The organism is Vreelandella sp. 2A-K22 (assembly GCF_054065485.1).
Genome location: NZ_JBSUGC010000001.1, coordinates 252,167 through 277,483, shown reverse-complemented (window position 1 = coordinate 277,483; position 25,317 = coordinate 252,167). Strand labels below are relative to the sequence as shown.

Sequence of the window (25,317 nt, the reverse complement as noted above, 5' to 3'; positions counted from 1 at the left end):
TACAAAGTTTGGCCTGTTGCCAGGAAAAATTGGTCACAAAAATTCAAATTTATGGCAGAAAGGATCAAGTAAAAACAATTTACATATGAGTATATTAAGACCGTGGTTTTACCTAACAATACTCAACAAATTGCCTTTTGGTTCGTGAGGTTAAAAAATGAATAAAGTAGATAACCCTAAATCAGGAATGGTGGGGGACTATGACCCCCTTGTAGATGGGAAGGCTCGAAAGAGGTCTCGCCTCGGCTTCATTACGATGATCTCTATTTGTATTGGCTTAGTTATAGTTCAGGGATCGATGCTGTCGGCCTTGCAGGGTGTGGGCATTGGAGGGACAGCCTTTGTCGCAGCTGTTATTATTGCGTTCATCCTTTCTCTTTTCAATGCTATGACCTTCTCTGAACTGTCGCTTATGTTTCCGCATGCTGGAACGTTAGGTACGTATACCGAAAAAGCAATCGGGCACTTTCCTGCAATTCTGGCCGTATATGCAGGCTACGTCGTTGTGGGAGTGCTAGGGATTCCTGCCGAAATGTTTCTGGTAGATGCGATATTGAATGAGTTATTGCCCGGCTTGTTCCCCCCGATGCTGATACCGTTTGTTATCTTAATTGCTTTAACAATCACCAATATTTTAGGAACAAATGTATTTGCAAAGGCTCAAAATTTCTTTGCTTTTATTCTAGTATGTGCATTGATAACTATTGGATTAACAGCTGTAACTGGGATCGCCGAGCCGCACCCCGTGCTGGAAAATTCAGCACTTACCTGGGATTTTAAACAGGCGTTAAGTTTAGATACAATTGGACTTATTTCCCTCGCAATGTGGATGTTTGTAGGTGTTGAATTTATTTGCCCAATGGTAAATGAAGTCAAAAAACCAGAGAGGGATATTCCTAGGGCAATGATGCTGTCACTATGTATAATGCTAGGTATATATACCTTCTTTATCTGGGGAGCTTCTAAGTACTTAACGCCCGAAACGCTAATCGGCACACCTATTCCTTATCTTGATTATGCGAATGCGGTTTTTGGGAAGGCTGGCCTTCTCTTTGCGACTGTGATGGCCATTGCAGCGACTTGTAGTACTGTCAATACAGTTCTTGCCAGTGTTTCGCGCATGCTACAGGGTATGGCAGAAAACGGGCAATCGTTTCCGCAGTTAAAAATAACCAGCAAGCGGTTTGGAACTCCATGGGTAGCCATTGTGTTCATGTCGCTAATGGTTTCTATATTCATGATCTCGATGAGTATTGATTTTATCATCGTACTGGTTATCTCAGCATCTACCAGCTGGTTATTGGCTTATATCATAGCTCATATTGATATCATTGTTTTACGAATTCGCTATCCAGAATTACCTCGTCCTTATAAAAGCCCTTTCTTCCCTGTGCCGCAACTGCTGGGAATTATCGGGATGGGTTACGTTGCATTCAATAACTCCCCCACACCTGAGTTAACACAGCAAATTTACGCTACTGCGGGAAGTCTTCTGCTAGTTATTAGTATCATCGCTATATTATGGGTTAAGTTATATATGAAGAAAGGTCTTTTCACCCCCGAATAGCTATAGTGTTAGCCCGAATTTCTTTCGCGGTAAAAAAAGCGGCTGAAAGTGTTAACGTTTCAGGGTCTTACTCTAAAAACCAACACCAACAGCCGCCTCCAAAATGGTACCTGAAAAACTCACCTTCTCGCCACTCTCACGCCGCCATATTGAAGCCGATTTCTCAGGGGCCACATAACCTCTGACGCTGGATTGCTCCTGCTATTGGAAGTTTATAAGTAACATCGCCTAACGCTTCGGCGCTTCATGCCCCTGGGCACCGGAACAGATTCGCCACAAGAGCAAGAGCGACTTCCTGATTCGTCAGTGGTGTTCGGTGTCGCCGCGGGCTACGAAGATTTCAACGACCATGAAGCACTGCGTTATGACCAACTGTTCAAGCAGCGCTAGGTGAAGATGATACTCTGGCAGGCGAGTCTACGCTGTGCCGGTTAGAGCAGAGCGCCGATCGGCAAGCAAATGGTCAAGACCCATGAATTGCGGTGGCCCCCCTTCAATGAGCGGCATGACGCACCCCGAAGAGGAGCATGCTGGACTTTGATGGCACCGATATCGTTGTACACGGTGAGCAAGCCGAGAAGTTCTTTAACCGCTATTACGATCACCGCGGCTACTTCCTGCTGTATGTCTTCTGTGGCCGCCATCTATTAGTGAGTATCTGAGCATCACTGACAACAGCGACAGCCATTACAGCTGGGCGAGCCTGGCGTTACTGGTGCGTTTTATTGGCCAGTACTGGCCAATAAAACGCATCATGTTATGGAGTGATAGGCACTTTTGTCGCCTTCGGATGCTGAACTGATGTGATTGGCATCATATCGACTACCGCCAAGCAACCTACGGCTACAGCTCATCAGGGTTGGGTTGCAGCACCAAAGTGCTTAATGAAAGTGTCGCTTTTAACGTCCCAGATGACCGGTGTTCCCTGCTTGACGAACCAGGAGTCACCCTCATGGTATTCCATGGATTCTCCCGTGGATTCATCGGTCAGTACTACCGTGCCTTCAACGACGGTGGCATGTTCGCTAAAGGGGTAGACAACGCGATACTTGCCCCCGGTACAGCCGAAAATACCGCAACTGAGTGGATCGCCGATATTGCCTTCCAGCATCCTGCTCGAAGCCTGCGGGTCGCCCTCCAGCACCTCGGCACCCATGTTAGCGACGCTGCCGATGCTTTCCAGGTCACTGTAGGCCTGCTTCAACTTGAGAGATATCATATTGCTTATCCTTTATTCCCTATCCTTCGTCGATTTCGCCAGCGGCATACATATCGGCCATTACCTTCCAGTCGCCGTCATGTTGCTCCCAGACCATCAAGCTCTTCATGACGAAGTCCTCGCCTTCGGTTGGGGTTACATACCAGTTCACCCAGCTGATGACACCAATTTCGCCCACGGGGCTGGCCTGAACCTGGGTGAGTTCGACGGCGTTACTGGTATCCACGAGATATTCGACGAGTCCGGTCAGTGACTCCATCCCGGTATAGACGTCAGGGGTATCCTCACCGGTGATCCTCGTCTCCTCGACATAGAGAGACCGGGCGATGCCCTCGTAGTCACCTTCGCTCCACATCGCCTCGACGGCCTCGAGCTTGTTCTCGATAACTGCCCTATCGGCCTCCGATAGGCCCGCAGCATTGGCACCCATCGATACGGTCAAGAGGGACAGCAAGAGTGGCAGAGACTTCTTCATGACATTGGATCCTTATTGGCGAGGTTATTCAGAAGACTGCTCCAGGTAACAGATCACTGCATTGCGCTGTGTTTCGTTCTTCAGCCCACCATAGGCCATCATGCTGCCCGGAGCATACTCCATAGGGCTGATCAGGAACTTGCTCAACTCTTCAGGGGTCCACTCGGTGTCGAGCTCCTCCAAGGCGACCGAATAGCCGTAACCTGGGGCGGTACCAGCCGCTCGACCGATGACGCCGTAAAGGTTGGGGCCGACGGAGTGTGTCCCACTGGCATCATTGGAGTGGCAGGTGCTGCAGGTGGCGAAGGCCTGCCTGCCTAGATCTATATCGCAGTCATTCGCGGCCAATGCCGGTGCGATGGACCCCCAAAGACAGGGGAGTCCCAGTAACCAATGGGTAAGTTTCAATCTCATTATGAGTCCGCCTCTGCCTTGAGCAGCACCGATACTTGTTCGGCGGCCTGGGCGCCGGACTCGATGGCCCCGTCGATGAAGCCGCGCCAGCCACTGGCGATATCCGAAGTGGCGAAATGGATATTACCTTCCGGGCGCTGGAGTTCTTCCAGCCTCTCGGTCAGCCAGCCGGGACGATACATGCACCAAGTCCCCAGGGCGTAGGGGTCGACGTTCCAGTTGTAACTGGCAAAATCAATGATCTCAGTGTCTGGGAAATATTGATTGACAGCAGACTGGATAGCTTCTGCATCGGTAGTATCCAGTTGTTCGGGGGAAATTCCGTAGGCTACTAGAATTTGGCTGTTCTCATCTTCATATTCTGTCCAGATAAAAGTAAAGGGCATATCCTGGTTGCCTTGGCCAAACATTACAGGGTGATTCCCCTTGATCCGAATGTATGTTTTTATTCCAGATCCGGTATGGCGTTGCTGACTGGTGTCCATCTTGATTGAGGAGATGGAGGGTGAAAATTCAATGCTCGACACCACGTTCAACGGCACGGAAAGGATCAACTTCTTGGCAATAAAAGTTTCTCCTCTTGCGGTCGTAACGCTGACGCGATCGTCAACCTGCTCGACCTTTCTGACAGGCTGGCCCGTCTTAAACTCTGCTCGGCTATCCTCATGAATTTTTCTTAGAAGGGTTTGAGTACCACCTTTTATTTTATAGCGTCCGATATTGTCCCACATGAAGTCCTGGTTAAATCCCGACAGTGCGAACCACCTGAGTTGATCAAGATAGCTGCTCTGATCCGCATCGCTGTGACCATTCATCGCGGCGAAAGTCTGTATCAATGTACGCTGATCGAGAGGCAGGCCTAATGCATTGACAGCTTCCTCAGAAGACATCATGTCAAGACCGTGGTTATCGTGCATGAGAAGAGGATCATATGGCCTTGGCAGGACTTCCTGAGCAGGAGCGTAAAAGCGATCTATTGCAGGCCCCATGAGTGACCAAAAATCATCGGGAGAGCCTTCTTGTCTTTCTCCTGACTCATTATGCCAGACGTAATGCGTGGCTCTTGCTCCTGCGGTTTCATCAATAGCTACTTGGTAGCGCATCTTTTCGGCCCAGACATGGGGTTGCCCCCAGCCGATATAGCTGCCGCCCAGATCGATATCGTGACCGGCGAAGTGGCTCGTGAAGGTGCGGCCACCGAGACGGGCGCTGGCTTCCAGGTGCAGGACTCGCAGGTTGGCCTGGCTCGCATTACGGGCGGCGGTCACACCGGCAAAGCCGCTACCGACAACGATTACGTCATAGACACTGGCATCTTCGTCCGATCCATGAGCATTCGTGGAGAGGCCGAGAGTACCGGCCGCCATGCTTCCCGCCACCATGGCACCCGAGGATTTAAGAAAATCGCGACGATTCAAAGATTTAGCCATTTTTATTTCCGTTCTAGTGGTTGTAGTTGTGGTGCGGGCAATCAACCCTTGTCAGCGACACTACCAATGGGCGGAGCTCAGCCGCTTGTGTCGCATTGCCATAATGTTGTTCTCCCTTGCCAATGCTTTCCCTAATGACTCACGCTGATCAGCCACCCCTCCCGTCAGCGTTCCCATGTCTGTTCTGCTAGGAGTATGGTCCCGGTAACTGTGCTAGCTCTCTAACCATCCCGGCCTCCTTCTTAGTACTCTTAAATAGCCAATGCCTAGTTGTGAGATATCTGTTGGTGTTTTACTCTTCTGTCAGCGGTAAGTAGGCGATTTTCCTCACCCATGCCCGGCTTCCTGCCTCAAAAATTAAATCCAACCAAAAGCTGCGTGTACAGATTGGCACTATCGCTGCCGAGCTGAGTACCACCACCAGTGGCTGAGGCATCCGGGGTATAATGTCCAATCAGCGGCATTACCCACCAGTGTTCACTAGGCGCCCAAAAAGCATATAAGTCGAGCTCCTGCCCACCGGTATTAGGCCCGGCGTCATCTGACAAAGAGGTAAAGTCATACCACATCGCGCCGAAGCTCAGCGTTTCAGAAGGCGACAACGATGCGTTCAGCTGATGAACCCGCGTATTAACATTAAACGGGCCGCCATAGTTAGCGGCTACTTCTCCTTGGAACCAAGTGCCTAACGCACGTCCATTGCCGTAAAAAAGAGTGTCATATTGATCCGAGAAACGGCTGAAACGGTAGCTAACACTGGGCGTCCATGCGGCGTCTGAAAAAGTCCAGCCTGCTTCTAGGTACCACGCGTTTTCGTCCCCGTCGCTGCCATTTTTTTGCAGCGCGTATTGGCCAGAGAGAAACAGGTTTTCGACACCGGCATTGCCTTGCCCCCGCACGCTATAGACTTTAACGTTTTCCCGGTCAGGGTAGAGGAAAGCATAGTCGTCGTCCGTCTTCAGTACATCAAGATAGGAGATGCCAAGCGTACCGCTATCGGTTACACGCTCAAGGTTAGCAACGGCCAGTTCTGACTTGGCCTGTGCAGGGTTGCCTGATGCTAGCCACATTACATCCCCACGCCAGCCTTGCTCTCCCCCTAGCTTCAGCACAGCTGTGTTTTCAAATGACTGGCGTCCTGCTAAATAGTAAGCGCCGCCGCGGTCAAGATCGCCCCCTAATACCCCCTCACCAAAGTTGAGTGCATCGCCTGAGATCAAAAACCCATCGCCGAGCTGGATACGCTGACGCCCCAGAGAAAAATCGATGCCGTCTACCCCCAAGGCAGGCAAGGCATTGCCCGATTTCCAGCCGGCGTATAAATTTTCCAGACGGGTTTTACGCTCATCTCCGGTCGTATAACCTGCCGCATCGCCTTGGCCGGTAGTCGCGCTGGATACCCAGGCTACGTTGGCATAAAACGAGCTTTCCCCTAGCGCATGCGTGGCATCCAGTCCATATTTGGCAAACCCTTCCTGCCAGCCCCTTCCACCGGGCGCACTGGTTTCGCTCTGGGCGTATCCTTCCTGGCTATGAAAGGCCCCCAGCACTACCTCAATGTTGGCACCAATCTGGGTGTCAGTATTACTAAATATTTCAGCAGCCTGCGCACTGCTAAGTGACGCTGCAATTACGCCACTGGTAACAGCAGCAACAGGTAAAAAAGCGGAGTAGCATAATTTCATATTGAAGAGCCCCTTGTTATTTTGTCTTACCCCTTTAATTTCTGGGCAGTCCATCAAGGGTATTCAGTCGTGGTACGCACATCTTGTCTTTGTTTGACGAAAACATGGATTTCCCTGCCGTTTTGACAGCTGATACTGCGTCATTTCTTATCTATCAGCACATCGGAAATACCTCCTTACGAGCTATTTCAGCAGCGCCTCTTTGCGCTCTGGGGAATATAACGGACATTACAGTACTCAAATCGGCCCCGGGAGATAGTTAGGGTACAGCCAGACGACACCCACACCGAGGGTGAGCTATGAGGAACTACTTCGCTTCTTCGGTATTTTTCTGATACAAATAATACATGAATATTCATGCAATCATCCGCTTCAACCGCAGGCATGGGTTTTAGTACAAGAACATCCTAAAAAGGAGATCTGCTGTGAATGTGCAAACTGCTTATGATTTCGATAGCTGGAATGATGCTATGCAAGCCGTCTGCGGACGTTTTGTAACCCAGCGCGCAAACTGTCCCGAACATTTTGTTGGCAATATTCAACGCTATGACTTGGGTGGTCTCACACTAGCGGACATACGTGTGAACGCTCGCTCAATCCGTCGAGAACGTGGAGTCGCTACACGGGGAGATGATCGCTTCTATTTCCTTGTCTTACAGCGCCAAGGCAATATGGTGATACTTAACAATAATCACTCCTTTACTCTACAGCCTAATGACATGGCTTTACTTGATTCAGCTCAGGCGTTTGAGATGAAGCCACAGGGGTTAATCAATCAATTGTCGATCCATCTCTGCCGTGACGCTGTTGATCGACTTTTACCTACCGGTACCTGCCGCTTTGGCAAGCTCGAGCAGGCCAGCCTTAGCAGACGACTGCTCTATGGAATGTTTCAGCAGATTAGCAAGGATCACATAACCCTGAGCGAAGGCAAGCAACATGGTGAAGCGCTACAGGATGCATTGATCAGTCTATTGCAACCCTGCTTGCACGTTGAAGACGCTATCAAAACGGGGAGCCCGTTGCGGCGTCTCGCCGAGCAAATGATCAATGAAGCATTGATGGAGCCACCTACGCCGGATGAATTGGCTGCCCGCCTGAACGTATCGGTGCGTCATCTCTATCGTCAATTCGAAATGAACGGTGAAAGCATATGCCGTTATATTAATCGTCAGCGCTTGCAGTGCTGCGCCCGCGAACTGACCCAAACTGGTAACGGCCGCCTACCGATCACAACTATAGCCTACAATTGGGGCTTTGCTGACTCAGCGCACTTTTCCCGTGTGTTCAAACGACACTACGGTATGCCTCCAAGGGATTATCGTGCGCAACACCAAAAAATAGCCGATTAAAGGATTTTGATAACGTCTCACTCTTTAACCTGTAAGGTAAATCCTGGTCTGCTGGCATTCGTATATTTTGCTCTTGAATGTGCTGGCCTTGCCAACCAACAAAGCAGGGGCTCCCCGTTGCCGGGATGAGTCGATGGGCGATCATACAGCCAGCGGAACCGGCTTCTATCGCCATGCAGTCAAACGCTTGCTGCACGTCCTATCTCCTAAAATTAGCATCTAATGATACACAATTTTCTATTATTAAGGAGAACGTTAAGCAATCACCGGAAACTTAATTGTCGTTTTTTGTCTAGACCACTTGGATCAGCATGACACTTAGTTTTTTTCCTATCTTTTACAAAAGCTTAAAAACAACCTCTTTGGCATTGTTACGTTATCAAAAATACTAACAGGCGCTCCAAAACCTAAGAGAGATGAATATTAGGAAAAAGTTAAAATAAAAATTTATCGTTTCTTCCTCATTAGCAGTAACAAGTTGCCGATTTGTGCTAACGCTGCCGACTTATGAGACGTAGCTTTATTCAACAGCGTGTCGGAAACCACGCTCAAAAACACTTATGGGTGACGTATTTCACAGCACTATGTATAGAGGTAGCCGCTGTTTTAAGCCCCTGAGGAAAACAACGACGATGCCGAGGTCTACAATGAAAAATAACACACAAATCGACTTTATTTACCTTTCCGAGCAAGACATGATACGCGCCGGTGTGACTGATATGCCCGCTTGCGTGGATGCGATGGAAGAGGTGTTCAGCCTGCTCCACCAGGGTGATTACCGTATGGCAGGCCCCAATAACGACTCGCACGGCGCGATGATCATGTTTCCTGAGGAGTCACCATTTCCCACGATGCCCAAGCCAACGGCAGACCGCCGCATGATGGCAATGCCTGCTTATTTAGGTGGTAGCTTTCGCACCTCCGGGGTCAAATGGTATGGGTCTAACATCGCCAATAGAGATAAGGGGCTACCACGCTCTATTATTACCTTCACGTTAAGTGATGCTGATACCGGCGCACCTCTGGCTTTTATGTCGGCCAACCTGCTATCCGCTTATAGAACCGGCGCCGTACCTGGCGTAGGTGCCCGACATTTGGCACGCAAGGATTCCAAAGTCATTGGCTTACTAGGCCCAGGTGTGATGGGAAAAACATCTGTCTCTGCCTTTATGGCGGTTTGCCCCTCTATCGATACGATCAAGGTGAAAGGACGCGGGCAAAAAAGTCTCGACAATTTCATCCAATGGGTTAAAGACAGCTATCCGCAAATCACTAATATTCTGGTAGTCGATAGTATTGAAGCCGTGGTACGCGATTCCGATATCGTCACCTACTGCAACTCTGGTGAAGTGGGTGATCCTTCAACCTACCCCCTCGTCAAACGAGAGTGGGTCAAACCCGGCGCTTTTCTCTCCATGCCAGCGTTATGCAACCTGGATGAAGGAATGGAGAAAGAGGCACGTAAAGTCCTCGACAATACTGGACTTTATCAGGCCTGGTACGAAGAAGTGCCCAAGCCAGCCCACCACTATATTCCAGTGATTGGGGTTCGCTTTATGGACATGATTGCCGAGGGGAAGATTACTCTCGACCAGCTGGAAGACCTAGGCGAAATCGTGGCGGGCGAAGCGCCAGGGCGAAAAAATGATGACGAGATCATCCTGCTATCCGTTGGGGGCATGCCAGTGGAAGATGTGGCATGGGCAACGTATGTCTACCGTAATGCTATCGAAAAAGGTATCGGCGTCTCACTAAACCTTTGGGAAACCCCTGTGTTGAGCTGATATCAGCCACAGGCAATCTTTTAGTACGTCGAACGATTGATCACACAGTGGTTCAGCATAATAGGACAAAACGATGGCTCACATAGTCAAAGTCAAGACAGGCTCAACGTTTGAAGAGCATGCCAGCTATTCACGATTAGTAGCGGTTGATAACTGGATTTTTGTTTCCAATACGGCTGGCCGCCACCCAGAAACAAAAGAGATCCCAGAAGATGTTGTCGAGCAAACACATCAAGTGTTTGCCAATATTGAAACCGCTCTATCGTCAATCGGTGCTTCACTGGCGGACGTCGTTATGTCACGCGTGTTTATCCAAGATCCGCAAGATGTACCGACTGTTATGGAAATTATCGGGCAAAAATTTAAAGGCGTTGATCCAGCCTCCACGGTAACGTGCCCCCCTCTGGGTTCAACCGTTTATAAAGTCGAGCTCGAAGTCACTGCTTATAAAGGGGCTTCGCAAACTACAGCAGACATGATCAATACGGCTGCAAAATAAGCGATTACTTATCCTGCTAGTGCGGCCTCCCTAGGAGTCCGCACCTTCTAGTAGGCTAAAGCACACTCCTAAGGACACCGGCTTTATGGCTCCGTCAATAATCCCCGTCGAGACATCACAACATCTGCCTGTTTCGACAACTGTCGTAATCATTGGCGGCGGTATTATCGGGCTCACCGCCGCTCTGACCTTGGCAGAGCGCAACATTCCCGTCGTCGTACTTGAAAAAGGCCGAATTGCTTGCGAGCAGTCATCGCGCAATCTCGGCTGGATTCGCAAGACGAGCCGCCACGCAGAAGATATTCCTCTAGCCCAGGCCGCTGACCGCCTGTGGGCAGAGATGCCTGAACGTGTCGGTAGCAACGTCGGGTATCGGCAGTCAGGCATTATGTTTGTGGCCCGTACCGACGCCCAGATGTCAGTCTATGAAAACTGGTTCAACTCTGTTCAGCATCTTTCATTGGACTCCCGACTGCTTAGCCCTCATGAGATAAGCGATATGGTACCTGGTAACCGTAGCGACTGGGCTGGTGGGATCTTCACTCCTTCAGATGGGCGAGCAGAACCGACGATCGCCTCCAGCGCGATTGCTAAAGCCGCTATCGCCAAAGGAGCCGTTATTGTTGAAAATTGCGCAGTGCGCACATTATCGACATCCCAAGGCAAGGTCGACGGCGTGGTTACCGAAGCCGGCGAAATTCGCTGCGATCAGGTACTTTTAGCGGGGGGCATGTGGTCACGGCGTTTCTTAGGCAATCACGGTGTCTCGCTGCCTACGCTTCCTCTCATTTGCTCTGTTCTGCGCACAAAACCCATGGAAGGTCCCACTGATATTGCGGTCGGTGCGCCCGATTTTTCATTTCGTAAGCATCGGGACGGCGGCTTTATTATCACTCAGCGAGGTGCGTTGGATGCACCGCTAACGCTGGACCATTTACGGGTCGGTATGCACTACATGAAGGCGCTGCGTGCCCAGCGTAGCCTTCTACGAATAGGACTCAACAAGCATTTTTTCACAGATTTAGCGCTGCCACGCCGTTGGTCCGCCACCCAACGCTCACCCTTTGAACGCGTACGGACGATAGATCCACCCGCGAACCAAACTCTCATCAACGAGGCGTTAAACAACCTGACAGCAGCATGGCCAGCGTTCGAGCAAACCGAAATCGAACAAACGTGGGCAGGCATGATCGATATTACACCGGATTCCAACCCAGTGATCGGTTCGGTGGACACGCTTCCAGGGCTAACGGTAGCGACTGGGTTTTCCGGCCATGGATTTGGTACCTCGCCAGCTGCTGGTGAGTTAGCAGCCGACCTTCTCTCTGGCAACCCACCGATCATAGACCCAACGCCCTATCGGTTTGATCGATTTTCATAATTTTGGTTACATTTAACTAGCGGGCCGCGCGCTGACAAATATCGGATGGCAGCTCCCTAAAAAAGCAGGCGTATTCACGGGTAAAGTAGCTGTGGTGGAAAAAAACCTGGCTTGTAATTCGCTTTACAGGGTTCCGCAATAAAGGCCTGTGTACTGCATTAAGCCGTAAGGCACGAAGATCATGCACTGGTGGCTGAGCTGGGCGGTCTCGAGCTCCGAGCGCAAAACTATTGTAAACGCTGAGTGCCGGGTACTGCTTTCTTTGGCACGTCAGCGACAACCTCTAGGTGTTGGTGCGTTCAGTGTTTCTCTTGGCCGCTTTCTCAACCATAAAAAAGTCAAAACTAGCCTTCCACATTACGCCTTCTTCACTGCAGGGTAAGTAGTCGATTATTAAAGAGTCCTTCACCCCAAAAACAGCATCCGATATAAGATAAGGGTCTCCGGAGACGAATGTATGCGTTACGATGCGTTCATAGCGGCTATGGTTAAGCATGAAATGCATGTGGGCAGGACGCCAGGGGTGACGTCCGAGCAATGTCAGCATCTGTCCCACTGGGCCATCGTCTGGAATGGGATAAGGCACAGGTTTGATACCGGTGAACCAATAGCGACCATCGGAACCGGTAATGAATACTCCGCGATTATTCCAGGTCGGCTGCTCTCCCGGTTGCTGGACATCGTAAAAGCCCTCGCTGTTGTCTGACCACACGTCGATTCGCACACCTTCGACAGGGTTACCGTCCAGATCAAGCACGCGGCCCTCGTAGAGACAGGTTTCTCCCTTACCGTCCAGGGAGATATTGGCACCCATTTCAAGTACTGGGGCACCATCCACATGGAAGGGGCCGAAAACCGTGTTCTCAGTAGCACCAGGGGGGCGGCGGTGCTGGATCGCATCTACCAACATCGAGACGCCTAGCGTATCAGAGAGCAAGATGAACTCCTGGCGTTTGTCATCGCATATCTGACCGGTATGGGTAAGAAATTCAATAGCTGCTTCCCACTCCTCCTGGGTGAGTTCGACATCTTTGACGAAGCTATGTAGGTGTTTGATCAGTGAGGCCATGACCGCTTGCAAGCGCGGAGCGGTCTCTTTACTCATGCGACCGTTAACTGCCTCGATGGAGTTTTCTTCAGTGAAATAACCTATTCTGGCCATACTGTTTTCCTTGCTGGGGCCTCGCTTTGACAAGCCCTGATTGATCATTCGGGGCGGGCACCGCTCCAGGCATACTGTAACAACTCACGTACCGCTTCTTGCTCGACAGGCTGAGGGTTCCAGTAGGGGCTCTTCATCGCTAGGCCAGCAGCCAGATCCAGTTCGGCCTCGGTCAACCCTAGTTCCTTGAGCGCCAGGGGGGCACCTAGGGATCTGGCAAAATCGTAAAGCCCTCCACCCAACTCACCACCAAATAGCTCGGCAACGGGTGTGAGTACATCCTTTGCAGCCCGAGCGTTGTAGGCCACAGTATGAGCTAGCATGATGGCATGGGTTTCGGCGTGGGGCAGATTGAAGCTCCCGCCCAAGGTATGACACAGCTTGTGATGCAGAGCCATACCAACCGTGCCCAGCACGGTACCGCATAACCAGGAACCGTAGAGAGCTTTACTGCGAGCTTCCACATTTTCTGGCCGCTCAACGATGACGGGCAGAGCTTCCTTAAGGCTGAGAATACCCTCCATAGCCATCAACGTGGTGATAGGGTTGCGATCTTTGGCGTACAGCCCTTCCACAGCGTGGGCCATGGCGTTTAGACCGCTGGTCACGCTCATTGATACCGGTAGCCCTAGAGTCAACTCGGCGTCGTAGATCACGACTTCAGGCAGAATCGATGCATCCTTAACGGTAGTCTTCACACCGTTCTCTGTCTGCCCCAGTATCGGAGTAACCTCCGATCCGGCGTAAGTCGTGGCTACGACAACTTGAGGCGCATTATTACGGTAAGCGATCGCCTTTCCTAAGCCAATAGTGGAGCCCCCCCCTAGCGCAACCACACAGTCAGCTTTCACTGCAGCAAAGGCTGTCATTGCTTGCTCAGTCAACTCTACAGGGGTATGCATAGCCGCTTCGCTAAAGACGCCAGCTCCCAGTTCTCCCAACTGACGACTAAGGCGCTCGGCATCCTCCCGCTGAAAAGGAGTCGACAGTACCAGCGCTCGGGTACACTCCAGCCGGCGCACCTCATCAGCAATTTGCGCCAAACTGCCAGGGCCGAAAACAATACGTGCAGGATTGGTAGAATATAAAAAAGAGTATGGCATGCTCTTACCTAGACTGTTTAGAGAATGCAGTGGGCTCAAGGTATAGTAATAATGAGCCCACAAAGCTTTTAATAACCTTACAAGTTATATAATCAGGGTTTGAGCAACATTGATTGAGAAGGAAAGTCAGACGCCCAACCTTCCTTAAGAGGTGCAACAAACACATTCTCTGTACGTGTCCTAGTAATTCTCCATTTACCATCAGACTCTTTGCGAAAACCATTATTCAATCTTGATGAGCGAAGCAGTGCCTTACCATCAGAGAATATCCAGGGTTGGCAGTGTACCCATTGGCCTTCCGCTGTATCACCAGTCACATGAATTTGCTCTGATGTCAGATAGTGAACGTTTAGCAAGAGCTTAGGGTCTTGGTCTTTTTTCCAAAATCCTTCGAAATGCTTACGGATAGCAGCAGCCCCTTCTGCGCGACCAAATTGATTATCGTAATATTCTCCAACGCCTTCCCATACAGCGTCCTCTGTATACAAATCCATAATCAAATCAATTCGCTCATCATCACTTTGCACGCCATACTCGGGAATCGGCGTGTCACATAAAAACATATAACGTGCTTGAATACGGCGAATTTCAGCTTCTGCTTCGAGTACTTCGATACGTGATACCAAGGCTTTCAGTTCGTTATCAGATACCTGTGTCATTTTAATCTCCAAGTTTTTGCGGCGCGAAAAACACGCCATCTGTCTTATAATTAGTCTTAAGAAAGTAGTGCTTTCTCAAGCCTACTTGCCAATGAATTCAATGTTTAAGCAGTAGTACCAAGGCGTTCGATTACTCGCCCTAGCCCTGATTTGATTGTGCTTATCTCGGTTGGCTCTAAACTTTCGAAGAGACGCTGCTCGTAGTCATCTGCCATAGCCAATAAGCGCAGCGCTAACGTCTCTCCCGCTTCGCTGAGCAGGACACTTCCATCGTTTGCTAGAACCACTAGCGCACGCTCTTGTAGCCCATTCAATGTATCGTTGAGATCCGCAATAGGCTGGGCCACAGACCGGGCCAAATCTTCGACCCCTAGAACACCACGATCCGCCAGTAAGGTCAGTACTCGCCATTCATTGTCATTGACTCCGAGGCTGGCGAGCCGAGGATAGAAATCGCCGCGATAGGCGGCGAGGGCTTCGCGCATCAGGTAGAGCAAATGCTTACCCAAACGACCATTCAAGGAACTCTGTTCATTCACAGGTAGCAACATGGGATGCGGTTCAGGCACCGCATAACGGCCATTGTGGAACACGAGCGCGCTGCCCGCGTCCCGATAAGCATAACGCACCACTTCACCAACAATAATAAGGTGATCCCCACCCTCATAGACGTTCCAGGTACGGCACTCAAAATGGGCCGCCGCATCCGTTATCTTGGCGGCTCCACCAACCCCCTCCTCAAAGGTGATATTGGCAAACTTATCCTCGCCACGGCTTGCAAAACGATTTGAGATATCTACTTGGGCATTGCTCAGCACATTGACAACGAAATGCTCAGCAACTTGATACGTAGCGAGGCTGTGAGCCCCTTTATCTATGCTCCACAGGATCAACGGCGGATCCATCGACACCGCATTGAAGCTACTCGCGGTGACGCCAAAATTTTCACCGCTGGCGTTGCGGGTAGTTACCACCGTGACGCCAGTAGCAAACTTGCCTAGGGCGCGGCGGAAATCTCTTGCGTCAAAGTTCATTTTTCATTCTCCAGCGTGCTTGTTTTTATAAATCAGCGCCCTAGCTTCTCGCCGGTGACGCCACCAATTCCATACTCGCTCTTGGGTACCTCACTAATAATTACCCGAACATTCTCTTTGGGCGCACTCAGCGAAGAAACCACAGCATCCGTGACTTCGCTGATCAGTGACTCCTTCTGCTGCTGTGTCCGGCCTGACATCATGTAAACGTGAACGGTAGGCATCGCAATCCTCATTATCCGTATTTGAGCGGTTGGCTCGGGGTGGTTAAAAAGCGGTTAGCTCGCGGTACTCGTCATAGCGCTCGCTAAAGTTTTGATACGACTCAATGACGTCGGCAAAGTCGTTATCACGCTGAGCCGCTTCTTCCAGCACCTCCTCTGTGGCCAACTGCAAGGCAGCCAACACCTCTTCAGGGAAGCGTTCAACGGTTACTCCAGCGCTGCGAAACTCTTCCAGGGCGGCGGATTGGGCCTGCATATCGTGGGCAAACATACGAATGCTCAAATCACTGCAGGCATTGCGCACGGCCAAGCGCTGGCTTTCTGCCAAGCCAGCCCAGACGTCAGCGTTAACCAGCAGTTCATTGAGGCTGCCGGGCTGATGCCAGCCAGGGAAGTAGTAGTGCTTGGCAACTTCAAAGAAGCCCGCACTGGTATCAATGGTGGGAAAGCTGAGCTCAGCGGCACCAATGCGCCCCGTATCAAGCCCGAGAAACGTCTCGCCAGCAGGAATGGAAACTGGCGACACTCCCAAGCGACTAATCACCTCTCCACCCAGACCACTAATGCGCATGCTCATGCCATTGAGGTCTTCAACACTGGTGATTTCCTCGGTGAACCATCCGCCCGCTTCAGAGATCATGCTGCCGCAGGGAATCGGTACGACATTATGGGGTGCGTACAGCGCCTCCCACAGTTCGAGACCGCCGCCGCCATATAGCCAGGACAGGTACTTCGGTACATCAGGGCCGAAGGGAATGCTTTGAAACAGCGCGGCGGCTGGAATCTGACCTGCCCAGTAGCTGGCGGCCGACCAACCTGCGTCCAGGCTGCCGTTACCGACGTTCTCCAGAATTTCGAACGGGGGCGAAAAGGATCCGGCATCATAAGGAGTGAAGGTCAGCTCCCCGTTGGTCGCCGTGGAGACATCCTCGACAAAGCGATGTATTGAGGTATCGATGACCTCAAGACTGAAGGGAAAAGCGGATTGCAGGGTCAAATTCTGGGCCATCGCGGTGGAGGCGAGCAGCGACGCTCCAGTACCGATAATGGTGCTCTTCAAAGACAACGTCATGGTGTTCACTCCTGTTCTATTTGTTTAGTAAGTTCTATTTCCTAAGTTCCATTTCCTAAGTTCTGTGTCGATAAGTTCTGTGTCGATAAGTTCTGTGCGGTGATGGTTGATGCAACGACTTACAGCATGAGCAGCCCCGGAAACAGCAGAATCAGTAGCAAGACGAACAGCTGGATGGCGATGAAGGGCAGTACGCCTCGATAAATATCCAGAGTGGCAACGCGATCACCCACGGCCCCTTTCAAATAGAAGAGCGATACGCCGAACGGGGGAGTGAGAAAGGAAGTCTGCAAATTGATAGCAAACAGAATGGCAAACCACACCAGCAGCGCTCCACCGGTAAGCCCATTCGACAGTTCCAGCTGGGTGATGATAGGCACAAAGATAGGCATCAGGATCAGGGATATTTCCAACCAGTCCAGGAAGAACCCCAGCACGAAGACCAGCAACAGGATGAGGATTAACACGCTCCAGCTGCCTCCCCCCATCAGCCCCAAGCTACTGCGAATCAAGCCATCACCGCCGACCCCTTTAAAAATTAGCGAGAAGCAGGTCGCCGTAATGACCAACATCATAATCATGGCAGTCGATACCACGGTCTCTCTCGCCGCTGTCATTACCGATTCCACATCAATTTTCCGCATGACACCGGCAAACCCCAACACCGCCAGCACGCCCACACCGCTGGCCTCCGTAGGCGTCGCCACCCCATAGACGATGGTCCCCAGTACGATGGGGATCAGTACGAGGAAAGGGAACAACGCCAGCAGGTTGCGCCCAACGCCGCCACCTTGCTGCTCATCTGGGCGTTTGATATCCGTTAAAGGCGAATGCCGCTGCCCCCATGCAAGGGCAAGCGAATAGAGGGTGTAGAGCAGTAGCAACAAAGCACTCGGGATCAAGGCAGCCTTGAACAGATGGCCGACGGGTACCGACACCAGGCTGGATAGAATGATCAGCATAACGGAAGGCGGCATCAGAATGGCTAGCGTGCCCGAGGCTGAAATGAGCCCCGCCGACGCCGATGCTGAGTAGCCAGCATCGAGCATTCGAGGCAGCGCCAGTACCGCCAGCAGGACAACGGAAGCGCCAACAACGCCAGTAGTTGCTGCCATCAACCCGCCGATGAACAGCACCGTCAGCGCGAGATGGCCAGGAAGCCTGCGCAGCAAGCGTTCACTGACGCGGAAAGCATCACGGGCCAAGCCGGTTCGCTCCAACAGCAACCCCATCATGATGAACATCGGGATGGCAACGTAGAGCCAGTTGCTCAGCGCGTTCGCATACACGCGCGTCAACATGAGATTGGAGAAGGCCAAGGGGAGATCTGAAAACAGCAGAAAAATGGCCGACACCCCACCCAACACCAGTGCCACCGGATAGCCCGACAAAATACCCGCGAATAGCAGCAACACCATGGAGAGAGGCAGCCAGAGTTCAAGCATGATCCGAGCTCCCTGATATAAATAACCAAGTTCGTTTCACTAACAGATATACCAGCACCGCCAAAAACAGGGTGATACCGATAGGCAGGGTGGCCTTGATAACGTATATGTCCGTCAGCCCCCCATCTGTCGAGCGCTCACTGGTCAAGTAGGCGCGCTCGACAAATCGATAGGCGGGAAGAAGTAGCAACGCAAAGAAAGGAATACCGAACAGTGCATGCCCGACAATATCGATCGCATGCCGATAGCGTGCCGATAAACGGGAGTGGAACACATCAACCCTAACGTGCCGGTCCAGTAGTAAGACCGGGGCGATGGCCATCATGATGGCCACTGCAAAAAGCAGTACCTGTAACCCCATCAAAGAGTTGAACGTAATTGCTCCCCCCACCAGCCAATGGGGCGTTTCAAACGCAATGAGTTGCGACACTCCAAACAAATGCATCAACACCCCCGCACCGATGACAAAGGCGATCAGTAACAGGCAGAGGCCACACAGGTTTAGAATCGGCTCACATAGTCTTGTTTTGACGGCATGCATGCGGTTTCCCTTTACGCTGGCGGATCAAAGGTCAATGACTAGGCGTGCGCTTTTAGCCCTGGAGCAGCACACGGCAATCTGGTCGTTATCTTCCTTTTCTTCTTCGCTGAGAAAGTGGTCACGGTGATCGGGAGTGCCCTCCAGCACCTCGCAGATACAGGTGCCACAAACCCCCTCTTCACAGGAAACATTGACCTTGACGCCCGCCGCCTTGAGCGCCTGGGCGATGGACATGCCCTCTTCCACCTGAACGGTGATGCCGCTGGCAACCGCCTCCACTTCAAATGCGGCGCCGCTGGTATCCACTTCTGCAGAGAAGTACTCTGAATGCACACGATTCTGCGGCCACTCCGCCTGACGGGCGGCATTAATCACCCAGTCCATAAAACCGGTGGGACCACATACATAGAGGTGGGTATGGGCGGGTTGTGACGCCAGCAACGTCTCTATTTCCAGCCGCTGGGAGGCCTCCCCATCATCGAAGTGCATTACTAACGCATCGCCAAAGGCAGACTCAAGCTCATCAATAAAAGCTGCCTTTTCACGCCCACGGCAGCAGTAATGCAACTCGAAGGAGCGTCCGGCATCGCGCAGCTCGTACGCCATGGCAATCATTGGCGTAATACCGATGCCACCGCCCACCAACAGGCTATGCGGTGCCGATCCATCCAGTGGGAATAGATTGCGTGGCACGCCAACCTTCACCTGGACACCTTCGTGTAGGCGTTCGTGTACTGCCTTGGATCCTCCCCTAGAGGCGGGGTCGAGCAGCACCCCGAGCCGATAACGGTGGCGCTCCCCTGGGGGATTACTCAGCGAGTATTGGCGCACCAGCCCTTCATCAAGGTGAATATCAATGTGGGCGCCTGCTTCAAAGGCAGGCAGATCAGCGCCACTCTCAGCAGCCAGATCGATCACTGCGATCTCATTGGTATGAATATCGCGGCGCACAACGTGCAGGGTCATGATGTCATCTTGCATTGTCATCTCCAGATGCTCAGCGCATGTAAATGCCGCCATTGACGTCCCAGCAGGCACCGTTTACAAAAGCCGCCTGAGGGCTGGCAAGAAAGCTCACCATTTGCGCGACCAGCTCAGGGGAGCCCAGCTGGCCTACGGGGATATTGGCAAGCGCTTTATCCAGATGGTCACCGAGTACCTCACGCACCATCGGGGTATCCAGCGGCCCCGGCGCAATGGCGTTGCAGGTCACCCCGTCCGCCGCCAGATCGCGGGCGAAAATCTTGGTCAAGGTCAGAATGGCGCCCTTGGAGGCTGCATAATGAGCGCCAGTGGCGGTACCGCCGTTCTGCCCTGCCAGCGACGCCAGGTTGACGATGCGCCCATAGCCACGCTCTCTGAAGTGGCGACCAAAGATCTGGCAACCGGCAAAGACACTGCCAGCGTTGGTGGTCATCACTTCGTTAAAGTGGGCTGGGTCAATATCAAACACTCCCTGTACAGCGGTTCGGGCTGCGTTATTGACCAGCACTTCGCAACTGCCCCAGCGCGCGACAATCTTGTCCAGCACGCACTGGAAATCCTCTGGCTTGGCGACATCGAGGGTTGCGGTCACCGCGGTTTCCCCGGCCAGGTCGAGCTCGGATGCCAGCGCTTCGGCGGGTCCGGTGTCGATATCGGTGATAACGACACGAAACCCCGCCTTATGCAGTGCGCGTACGATGTGAACCCCGAGTCCACGTGCGCCGCCGGTCACCACCGCGGTCTGAATTTTGTCGGGTAGTGGTACGCTCATCAGAACAAATAGCTGAACGAATTCAGCACTCCATCAGAGTTGAGTAGACGAACCACCTTCTCCTGAAGACGGAAGCCGGTATCGGAGGACGTGAGGGTGTAGCGCACATTGGCGGCCCAAATGCGCTGACGCCCAAACTTGTCTTCAACCAGGTGCTCCGCGCATGAAACGACAACCGTATTGCCATCGACGGCATCGATCACAAAACGAGACAAGGTGCGTACGGTGACGGCAGGGGGTGCCGAAGAGATCGAGAAACCATCCTGGAAGCGTTTAATACGATCCCGGCGCATCTTGTCATCGTCGTAACAGAGGTTGAGCACTGCCGCGTAATCGTCGGCGTCCTCGATAGGAATGATGTACAAGCCCTCTGGCTGCCACAGATCAAGCCAAGCGTCGTACTCTTTTGCGTCCAGAATCGCCGCTTCGTGCCAGATAAACTGCGTGACCTGCCAGAGCAGGCTTTCATTGTCGATTGTGTTCATTTCGTTCACTCCTGCATCATCCGTTTCCACATCGCATAGGCGGCACGCATGCCCGTTTCATCCGATACATGACCACGTGGCCCTGCCTCGCCCGGCACTTCCTTCTCGATGCCACGATTGACCAGAATCGGTAGTTCGGCACCGCCATCGACCCCCCGCTGGATTCGCTCCCAGACCTCGGCATCGTCGGGAGAACCAAAGCCCATGGGGCCCTGAAAGTGTTCATGCAAGCGCAGGCGTACGCGATTGGCGATGTCGGGACCTCCCTCCATACCAATGGCAATGTGGCGAATATCAGTTTTATCGACAGCAACCGGCGTCAACACCCGGAAGAAGGCCATTGAGCACGCCACGTTGGGGAACAGATTAAGGTTGAACCCGGAGCCACCTACCGCGCGCACAATGCGACGGACTTGGTCTTCCGGGTAGCCTTCGTCGCGCAGCGCCTGCGCCAGCTCTGCAAAACGCTCTGGAATCTTGCGATCGAGGTCCTCCTCTAGATCGACGAGTTCGGGAATCATGACCATGACGGAGTGACCGTTACCCAGGTCTTCAACGAAGCCTTCGCCATCAAGGAAGGTGAACGTCTTTTCGGCTTCCTCATCGAGGGATTGCAGGAAGGACTTATGCACGATCGGAAAGTGATAGGCGTCGGTGGTGTTCTCGAGCTGAACCTTCCAGTTCATTGGCACCGAAAACTGATGTTCGCCAAGGGTTTTTACAGGGTATCCACCGCCCTGTTTCATAAACAGATCGATCCACTTCTTGGCAGCACCAAGGAAGTCTTCCAATGGCTCAATGCCCTCGTTGAAAGTGGCGAAGACCATGCCCTGATAGCTTTCAACGCGTAGCTTGAGCATCCCATGCTGTGACTTATCGAAATCATCGCCATACTGTTCGGGATTCGGCAAAGCACGCAGGCTGCCATCGAGTCCATAGCCCCAACCGTGATAAGGGCATTGGAAAGATGAGGTCTTGCCCTTGTGAACCTCGCACACCGTCGCTGCCCTGTGGCGGCAGCGATTAACCATTACATGGATATTGTCCTTACGGTCACGTACCACGATGACCGGTTCACGACCTACTTTGGACAGCTTAAAAGACCCCTTATCGGGGATCTCGCTGGTATGCGCTACCCATACCCAGGTGTTACGGAAAATCTTCTCTTGCTCTTGCTCAAACAGCGCCGAGCTGGTGTACATCGGGGTCGCAATCTTATCGTTATTGACCAGTTGATCTGGTTCGAGCGCGATGTTTTTGACGTCGATTAATTGGTTCATTTTGTTCTCCTCATGCCTAGCCAGCTAATGCTGTCTTTATTCAGGTACCACCAACTCACGGCCGATACGCGCTTCGACACGGGCGTATTTCCAGAGCTTATAGGTGCCATCCCCCACCGGGATGGTGCGGAAGAAGTTGCAGGCGGCTACAACAGTCTCGTAATCAGGGACATCGGCCATGATGTAGGCGGTCCAGGGGGCGGTGGTGGAAGGGCCGACCATGATGCGGTCGTCATCCATGATCCCCAGGATAGTGACGTCAGGAAGTTCATCGATGCCTTGCATCATCTGGCTGAAGGCTTGCCAGACTTGCTTGCCTTCCTCGGCCGTAGCGTTCATGAAATTTTGGTTGATACCGATGCAGAAAAGTACGCGATGCATAGTGTTGATCTCCGTTGGTTAAACTACGTAGGGCGGTTATAGGTAGCCCGGTAAAGGATCGTGGCCGAAGAATATGGCGCCGGCATTCTTCCAGGTGATCTCGCCCATAAAGGCGTGTTGGGTACACAGCTGCGAGTCGCGCAGGATTCGCGACAGGGGGTGGCCGTTGTCGGCCCCAGTCATGCCGCTGATCTGATATACGCTGCGAATCGACTCGGCGCACTCCTGGGTCAAATGGGTGGTAGAGAGTCGCAGCAGGTTGACCTGCTCACGGCTTGGCTCGCCCCCGGCCTGAATGCTTGCCCAGGCGGCGTCGGTACTCTCGTAGAAGAAGGCGCGGGCGGCGCGAACTTTGGCCTCGGCCTTGCCGAGGGCAATCTGGGCATACTCACGCTCACCCAGATTGGGGGCACCGGTGACTGATTTACGCCCACCGGCCATGGCGCGGACGATATCCAGTGCCTCCCGGGCCAAGCCCAGGGTAGTCACTGCCAGCACCTGAGCGGCGAAGGAGAGTGATGGGTAGCGGAAGAAGGCGGTATCGACGTTGGGCTTGCCGCCGCGCACAAAGGTCCAGGCCTCTGGAACATAAGCGTCCTCGACCACGAGGTCGTGGCTGCCGGTGGCTACCATGCCCAACATGTCCCAGGTCGGGTCGATCTTCACCTGGTCGCGGGGCAGCACTGCCATGCGTGGCAGAGCACCTTCTTCAGCGGGGAGAATGCCCACGCCACATAGCGATGCCCCCATACAACCGCTGGCAAATTTCCATCTCCCTTTGATACGGAAACCGTTATCGACCCGCTCAGCGGGTTGGGGTGGAAAAATCCCTCCAGCGAAGACGATGTCAGGGGAATCCCCCCACACTTCCTTTAGGGTCTCCTCGGGTAACGCGGCCAAGTAGGCGGGGTTCATGCCAAAACTCGCTACCCAGCCAGAGGAGCCATCCGCCGCCGAGATCGCTTCGACCATTTTCAGGAACTCGGCGGGCGACTTCTCATCACCGCCGTAGGTGGCAGGTACCATGGCGCGATAGACGCCAATGGCTTTGAACTCGTCAATGATGTCCATGGGGATATGGCGCAACTCCTCGAGTTCTTTGCGCCGGGATCGGATTGACTCAAGCAGCGCATCAAAACGCTCCTCGCCTCCCCACTGTGATTTATCAATGTGTTGTTGCATGATTCACTCCTTTTTTTTGTTCCTCTCCCGCTGACGAAACCCGACCCATGAGTTGCAAAGCAGCCCTGCATACACCCGCGTCATCGCCACGACGTCCAATCAGTTGCATGGAGACAGGCAATGTTTGCTGAGACTCAAGAGGGATCGATAAGGCGGGATGCCCAGATAGGTTGAAGGGCCGCGCAAGGGACGATATTTTCAAATCCTGGTGGCCCGAAAACGCATCCTGAACGGTCATGGGAAAATGCGGCAACGTTGGCAGCACCAGGACATCATGCCGCTCTAGCACTGCATCTACTTCGGCGGTAAAGGCACGACGTATGCGCTCCGCCTCCTTTAGCTCGGCATCGGTCGTCGCGGCAGCGGCCTGCAAACGCTGATCGACATCCGCGCCCACCTTGCCAGTGGCAAGCAACGCTTCGCAGGCACGGAAAGTTTCACGATTAATGATCACCATGGCAGCCTCGAACGCCTCGGCCATAAGGGGCAACGCGATATCCCCACGCGCCAGGCCAGAAAGGCTAAGCTGCTCCTCGATGCTTGCCCAAATGGCCTGCTCGGCACTCACGCCGATACACCCCAGTACAGGAGCGGCCCCCTCCATTGACGACTGAAAGTGAGGGTCAATCGCCGCCATGAAAGCTATCAGTACGTGAAGGTCACAAGCCAAGGGGCCTACGCAATCGAGGCTACTTTCCGATGGCATAACACCTTGGCGACTCAAGCGCCCGAAGGTGGGCTTAAGACCGTAGACACCACAGCAAGCAGCGGGGACGCGAATAGAGCCACCGGTGTCTGTACCAATGCCAATATCGGCAAGACCAGCGGCCACCGAGGCGGCCGACCCACTGGAAGAACCGCCAGGGATAAGGCTGGGGTAGCGCGGATTCTCTGGCGTGCCAGCCCAAGCATTGATGCCCGTCATACCAAACGCCAGCTCATGCAGATTGGCCTTCCCCACGATGTGGTATCCCGCTTTGAGCGTCCGCTCGACGATCTCTGCATGGGCCACGGCTGGCGGTGTGTCAGCAAGGGCAGCGGATCCTGCACAGGTGGGGAAACCGGCGATATCGATCGTATCTTTGACGACCACTTTGCGCGGCCCCTGCCCCAGGCTTAACCTCGATGTCAATATAGTCACCTCAGCCACCTCGCTAGACTTATCACATGAAACTTCAAGTAAATAG

The 25,317-nt window shown here is 52.7% G+C and carries 25 protein-coding genes and 1 pseudogene; 6 read left to right on the top strand and 20 right to left on the bottom strand.

Annotated features, from left to right (window positions below; translation table 11 throughout):
• Positions 1–157 precede the first annotated feature (157 nt).
• Positions 158–1,567, top strand: coding sequence for an APC family permease (locus tag ACW17M_RS01290; RefSeq protein WP_457546784.1), 1,410 nt, complete (start codon positions 158–160; stop codon positions 1,565–1,567).
• 103 nt (positions 1,568–1,670) lie between these two features.
• Positions 1,671–2,366, top strand: a pseudogene (locus ACW17M_RS01285) (transposase); the annotation flags it as partial.
• Positions 2,367–2,420: 54 nt separating this feature from the next.
• Here ACW17M_RS01285 and ACW17M_RS01280 read toward each other — a convergent pair.
• From ACW17M_RS01280 to ACW17M_RS01260, 5 genes are all read right to left on the bottom strand, one after another.
• The gene (locus ACW17M_RS01280; protein ID WP_427770226.1) at positions 2,421–2,786 is read right to left on the bottom strand and encodes a cupin domain-containing protein; all 366 of its coding nucleotides are present in this window, start codon (positions 2,784–2,786) and stop codon (positions 2,421–2,423) included.
• A gap of 19 nt (positions 2,787–2,805) precedes the next feature.
• Positions 2,806–3,261 (bottom strand): hypothetical protein, encoded by a 456-nt coding sequence (locus ACW17M_RS01275; protein WP_427770224.1) that lies wholly within the window; start codon positions 3,259–3,261, stop codon positions 2,806–2,808.
• A 24-nt stretch (positions 3,262–3,285) separates the two neighbouring features.
• A complete protein-coding gene (locus tag ACW17M_RS01270) occupies positions 3,286–3,675 on the bottom strand; it encodes a c-type cytochrome (protein ID WP_457546783.1) in 390 nt (129 codons plus the stop codon).
• Positions 3,675–5,105 (bottom strand): FAD-dependent oxidoreductase, encoded by a 1,431-nt coding sequence (locus ACW17M_RS01265; protein ID WP_457546782.1) that lies wholly within the window; start codon positions 5,103–5,105, stop codon positions 3,675–3,677. Before ACW17M_RS01265 ends, ACW17M_RS01270 begins: the two co-directional genes overlap by 1 nt.
• A gap of 350 nt (positions 5,106–5,455) precedes the next feature.
• Complete coding sequence (locus tag ACW17M_RS01260) at positions 5,456–6,790, bottom strand: hypothetical protein (protein ID WP_457546781.1); 1,335 nt, start codon at positions 6,788–6,790, stop codon at positions 5,456–5,458.
• A 425-nt stretch (positions 6,791–7,215) separates the two neighbouring features.
• Between ACW17M_RS01260 and feaR the strand changes: the two genes are divergently transcribed.
• The 4 genes from feaR (at position 7,216) to ACW17M_RS01240 (ending at position 11,806) form a co-directional block, all read left to right on the top strand.
• On the top strand, positions 7,216–8,142 hold the full coding sequence (feaR, locus tag ACW17M_RS01255) for a transcriptional regulator FeaR (RefSeq protein WP_457546780.1): 927 nt from the start codon (positions 7,216–7,218) through the stop codon (positions 8,140–8,142).
• A 647-nt stretch (positions 8,143–8,789) separates the two neighbouring features.
• Positions 8,790–9,926 carry a tyramine oxidase subunit B gene (locus tag ACW17M_RS01250; RefSeq protein ID WP_457546779.1) on the top strand — a complete coding sequence of 379 codons (1,137 nt, stop codon included), beginning with the start codon at positions 8,790–8,792 and terminating at the stop codon, positions 9,924–9,926.
• Positions 9,927–9,999: 73 nt separating this feature from the next.
• Entirely contained in the window at positions 10,000–10,425 is a 426-nt protein-coding gene (locus ACW17M_RS01245) for a RidA family protein (protein ID WP_457546778.1), read from the top strand.
• 85 nt (positions 10,426–10,510) lie between these two features.
• Positions 10,511–11,806 carry an NAD(P)/FAD-dependent oxidoreductase gene (locus ACW17M_RS01240; RefSeq protein WP_457546777.1) on the top strand — a complete coding sequence of 432 codons (1,296 nt, stop codon included), beginning with the start codon at positions 10,511–10,513 and terminating at the stop codon, positions 11,804–11,806.
• Between the two features lie 283 nt (positions 11,807–12,089).
• Here ACW17M_RS01240 and ACW17M_RS01235 read toward each other — a convergent pair whose 3' ends face one another.
• The 15 genes from ACW17M_RS01235 to ACW17M_RS01165 all read right to left on the bottom strand — a co-directional run bounded on the left by ACW17M_RS01235 (position 12,090) and on the right by ACW17M_RS01165 (position 25,271).
• A complete protein-coding gene (locus ACW17M_RS01235; protein WP_427770212.1) occupies positions 12,090–12,968 on the bottom strand; it encodes an intradiol ring-cleavage dioxygenase in 879 nt (292 codons plus the stop codon).
• Positions 12,969–13,012: 44 nt separating this feature from the next.
• On the bottom strand, positions 13,013–14,071 hold the full coding sequence (locus ACW17M_RS01230; RefSeq protein ID WP_457546776.1) for a maleylacetate reductase: 1,059 nt from the start codon (positions 14,069–14,071) through the stop codon (positions 13,013–13,015).
• 92 nt (positions 14,072–14,163) lie between these two features.
• Positions 14,164–14,730, bottom strand: a complete 567-nt coding sequence (locus tag ACW17M_RS01225) for a nuclear transport factor 2 family protein (protein WP_141440320.1) — start codon at positions 14,728–14,730, stop codon at positions 14,164–14,166.
• 104 nt (positions 14,731–14,834) lie between these two features.
• The gene (locus ACW17M_RS01220; RefSeq protein ID WP_141440319.1) at positions 14,835–15,764 is read right to left on the bottom strand and encodes a flavin reductase; all 930 of its coding nucleotides are present in this window, start codon (positions 15,762–15,764) and stop codon (positions 14,835–14,837) included.
• A 32-nt stretch (positions 15,765–15,796) separates the two neighbouring features.
• Positions 15,797–15,988 (bottom strand): 2-hydroxymuconate tautomerase, encoded by a 192-nt coding sequence (locus tag ACW17M_RS01215; RefSeq protein WP_088700097.1) that lies wholly within the window; start codon positions 15,986–15,988, stop codon positions 15,797–15,799.
• Between the two features lie 43 nt (positions 15,989–16,031).
• Positions 16,032–17,060, bottom strand: a complete 1,029-nt coding sequence (locus ACW17M_RS01210; RefSeq protein WP_427770205.1) for a TRAP transporter substrate-binding protein — start codon at positions 17,058–17,060, stop codon at positions 16,032–16,034.
• A 119-nt stretch (positions 17,061–17,179) separates the two neighbouring features.
• The gene (locus ACW17M_RS01205) at positions 17,180–18,505 is read right to left on the bottom strand and encodes a TRAP transporter large permease (protein WP_427770203.1); all 1,326 of its coding nucleotides are present in this window, start codon (positions 18,503–18,505) and stop codon (positions 17,180–17,182) included.
• Positions 18,498–19,046: a TRAP transporter small permease subunit gene (locus ACW17M_RS01200; RefSeq protein WP_141440316.1), complete on the bottom strand. Its 549-nt coding sequence runs from the start codon at positions 19,044–19,046 to the stop codon at positions 18,498–18,500. The genes ACW17M_RS01205 and ACW17M_RS01200 overlap by 8 nt, the downstream gene beginning before the upstream one ends.
• Before the next feature lie 24 nt (positions 19,047–19,070).
• Positions 19,071–20,027, bottom strand: a complete 957-nt coding sequence (locus ACW17M_RS01195) for a PDR/VanB family oxidoreductase (protein ID WP_427770200.1) — start codon at positions 20,025–20,027, stop codon at positions 19,071–19,073.
• 16 nt (positions 20,028–20,043) lie between these two features.
• Positions 20,044–20,802 (bottom strand): SDR family NAD(P)-dependent oxidoreductase, encoded by a 759-nt coding sequence (locus ACW17M_RS01190; protein ID WP_457546775.1) that lies wholly within the window; start codon positions 20,800–20,802, stop codon positions 20,044–20,046.
• Entirely contained in the window at positions 20,802–21,287 is a 486-nt protein-coding gene (locus tag ACW17M_RS01185; RefSeq protein WP_339652525.1) for an aromatic-ring-hydroxylating dioxygenase subunit beta, read from the bottom strand. The genes ACW17M_RS01190 and ACW17M_RS01185 overlap by 1 nt, the downstream gene beginning before the upstream one ends.
• A 5-nt stretch (positions 21,288–21,292) precedes the next feature.
• Positions 21,293–22,567 carry an aromatic ring-hydroxylating oxygenase subunit alpha gene (locus ACW17M_RS01180; RefSeq protein ID WP_141440312.1) on the bottom strand — a complete coding sequence of 425 codons (1,275 nt, stop codon included), beginning with the start codon at positions 22,565–22,567 and terminating at the stop codon, positions 21,293–21,295.
• Between the two features lie 36 nt (positions 22,568–22,603).
• Complete coding sequence (locus tag ACW17M_RS01175) at positions 22,604–22,948, bottom strand: IacB protein (RefSeq protein WP_141440311.1); 345 nt, start codon at positions 22,946–22,948, stop codon at positions 22,604–22,606.
• Positions 22,949–22,984: 36 nt separating this feature from the next.
• Positions 22,985–24,130 carry an acyl-CoA dehydrogenase family protein gene (locus ACW17M_RS01170; RefSeq protein ID WP_141440310.1) on the bottom strand — a complete coding sequence of 382 codons (1,146 nt, stop codon included), beginning with the start codon at positions 24,128–24,130 and terminating at the stop codon, positions 22,985–22,987.
• Entirely contained in the window at positions 24,114–25,271 is a 1,158-nt protein-coding gene (locus ACW17M_RS01165) for an amidase (RefSeq protein ID WP_457546774.1), read from the bottom strand. The genes ACW17M_RS01170 and ACW17M_RS01165 overlap by 17 nt, the downstream gene beginning before the upstream one ends.
• Positions 25,272–25,317 lie beyond the last annotated feature (46 nt).

Excerpts from the sequence above, each read along its gene's own strand:
- ACW17M_RS01270 (WP_457546783.1), bottom strand. The coding sequence starts at position 3,675 with ATGAGATTGAAACTTACCCATTGGTTACTGGGACTCCCCTGTCTTTGG.
- ACW17M_RS01180 (WP_141440312.1), bottom strand. The coding sequence starts at position 22,567 with ATGAACCAATTAATCGACGTCAAAAACATCGCGCTCGAACCAGATCAA.
- ACW17M_RS01250 (WP_457546779.1), top strand. The coding sequence starts at position 8,790 with ATGAAAAATAACACACAAATCGACTTTATTTACCTTTCCGAGCAAGAC.
- ACW17M_RS01240 (WP_457546777.1), top strand. The coding sequence starts at position 10,511 with ATGGCTCCGTCAATAATCCCCGTCGAGACATCACAACATCTGCCTGTT.
- ACW17M_RS01185 (WP_339652525.1), bottom strand. The coding sequence starts at position 21,287 with ATGAACACAATCGACAATGAAAGCCTGCTCTGGCAGGTCACGCAGTTT.
- ACW17M_RS01260 (WP_457546781.1), bottom strand. The coding sequence starts at position 6,790 with ATGAAATTATGCTACTCCGCTTTTTTACCTGTTGCTGCTGTTACCAGT.
- ACW17M_RS01245 (WP_457546778.1), top strand. The coding sequence starts at position 10,000 with ATGGCTCACATAGTCAAAGTCAAGACAGGCTCAACGTTTGAAGAGCAT.
- ACW17M_RS01170 (WP_141440310.1), bottom strand. The coding sequence starts at position 24,130 with ATGCAACAACACATTGATAAATCACAGTGGGGAGGCGAGGAGCGTTTT.
- ACW17M_RS01195 (WP_427770200.1), bottom strand. The coding sequence starts at position 20,027 with ATGCAAGATGACATCATGACCCTGCACGTTGTGCGCCGCGATATTCAT.
- ACW17M_RS01290 (WP_457546784.1), top strand. The coding sequence starts at position 158 with ATGAATAAAGTAGATAACCCTAAATCAGGAATGGTGGGGGACTATGAC.
- ACW17M_RS01225 (WP_141440320.1), bottom strand. The coding sequence starts at position 14,730 with ATGACACAGGTATCTGATAACGAACTGAAAGCCTTGGTATCACGTATC.
- ACW17M_RS01275 (WP_427770224.1), bottom strand. The coding sequence starts at position 3,261 with ATGAAGAAGTCTCTGCCACTCTTGCTGTCCCTCTTGACCGTATCGATG.
- ACW17M_RS01220 (WP_141440319.1), bottom strand. The coding sequence starts at position 15,764 with ATGAACTTTGACGCAAGAGATTTCCGCCGCGCCCTAGGCAAGTTTGCT.
- ACW17M_RS01210 (WP_427770205.1), bottom strand. The coding sequence starts at position 17,060 with ATGACGTTGTCTTTGAAGAGCACCATTATCGGTACTGGAGCGTCGCTG.
- ACW17M_RS01205 (WP_427770203.1), bottom strand. The coding sequence starts at position 18,505 with ATGCTTGAACTCTGGCTGCCTCTCTCCATGGTGTTGCTGCTATTCGCG.
- ACW17M_RS01190 (WP_457546775.1), bottom strand. The coding sequence starts at position 20,802 with ATGAGCGTACCACTACCCGACAAAATTCAGACCGCGGTGGTGACCGGC.
- ACW17M_RS01200 (WP_141440316.1), bottom strand. The coding sequence starts at position 19,046 with ATGCATGCCGTCAAAACAAGACTATGTGAGCCGATTCTAAACCTGTGT.
- ACW17M_RS01175 (WP_141440311.1), bottom strand. The coding sequence starts at position 22,948 with ATGCATCGCGTACTTTTCTGCATCGGTATCAACCAAAATTTCATGAAC.
- ACW17M_RS01265 (WP_457546782.1), bottom strand. The coding sequence starts at position 5,105 with ATGGCTAAATCTTTGAATCGTCGCGATTTTCTTAAATCCTCGGGTGCC.
- ACW17M_RS01280 (WP_427770226.1), bottom strand. The coding sequence starts at position 2,786 with ATGATATCTCTCAAGTTGAAGCAGGCCTACAGTGACCTGGAAAGCATC.
- ACW17M_RS01215 (WP_088700097.1), bottom strand. The coding sequence starts at position 15,988 with ATGCCTACCGTTCACGTTTACATGATGTCAGGCCGGACACAGCAGCAG.
- ACW17M_RS01230 (WP_457546776.1), bottom strand. The coding sequence starts at position 14,071 with ATGCCATACTCTTTTTTATATTCTACCAATCCTGCACGTATTGTTTTC.
- ACW17M_RS01235 (WP_427770212.1), bottom strand. The coding sequence starts at position 12,968 with ATGGCCAGAATAGGTTATTTCACTGAAGAAAACTCCATCGAGGCAGTT.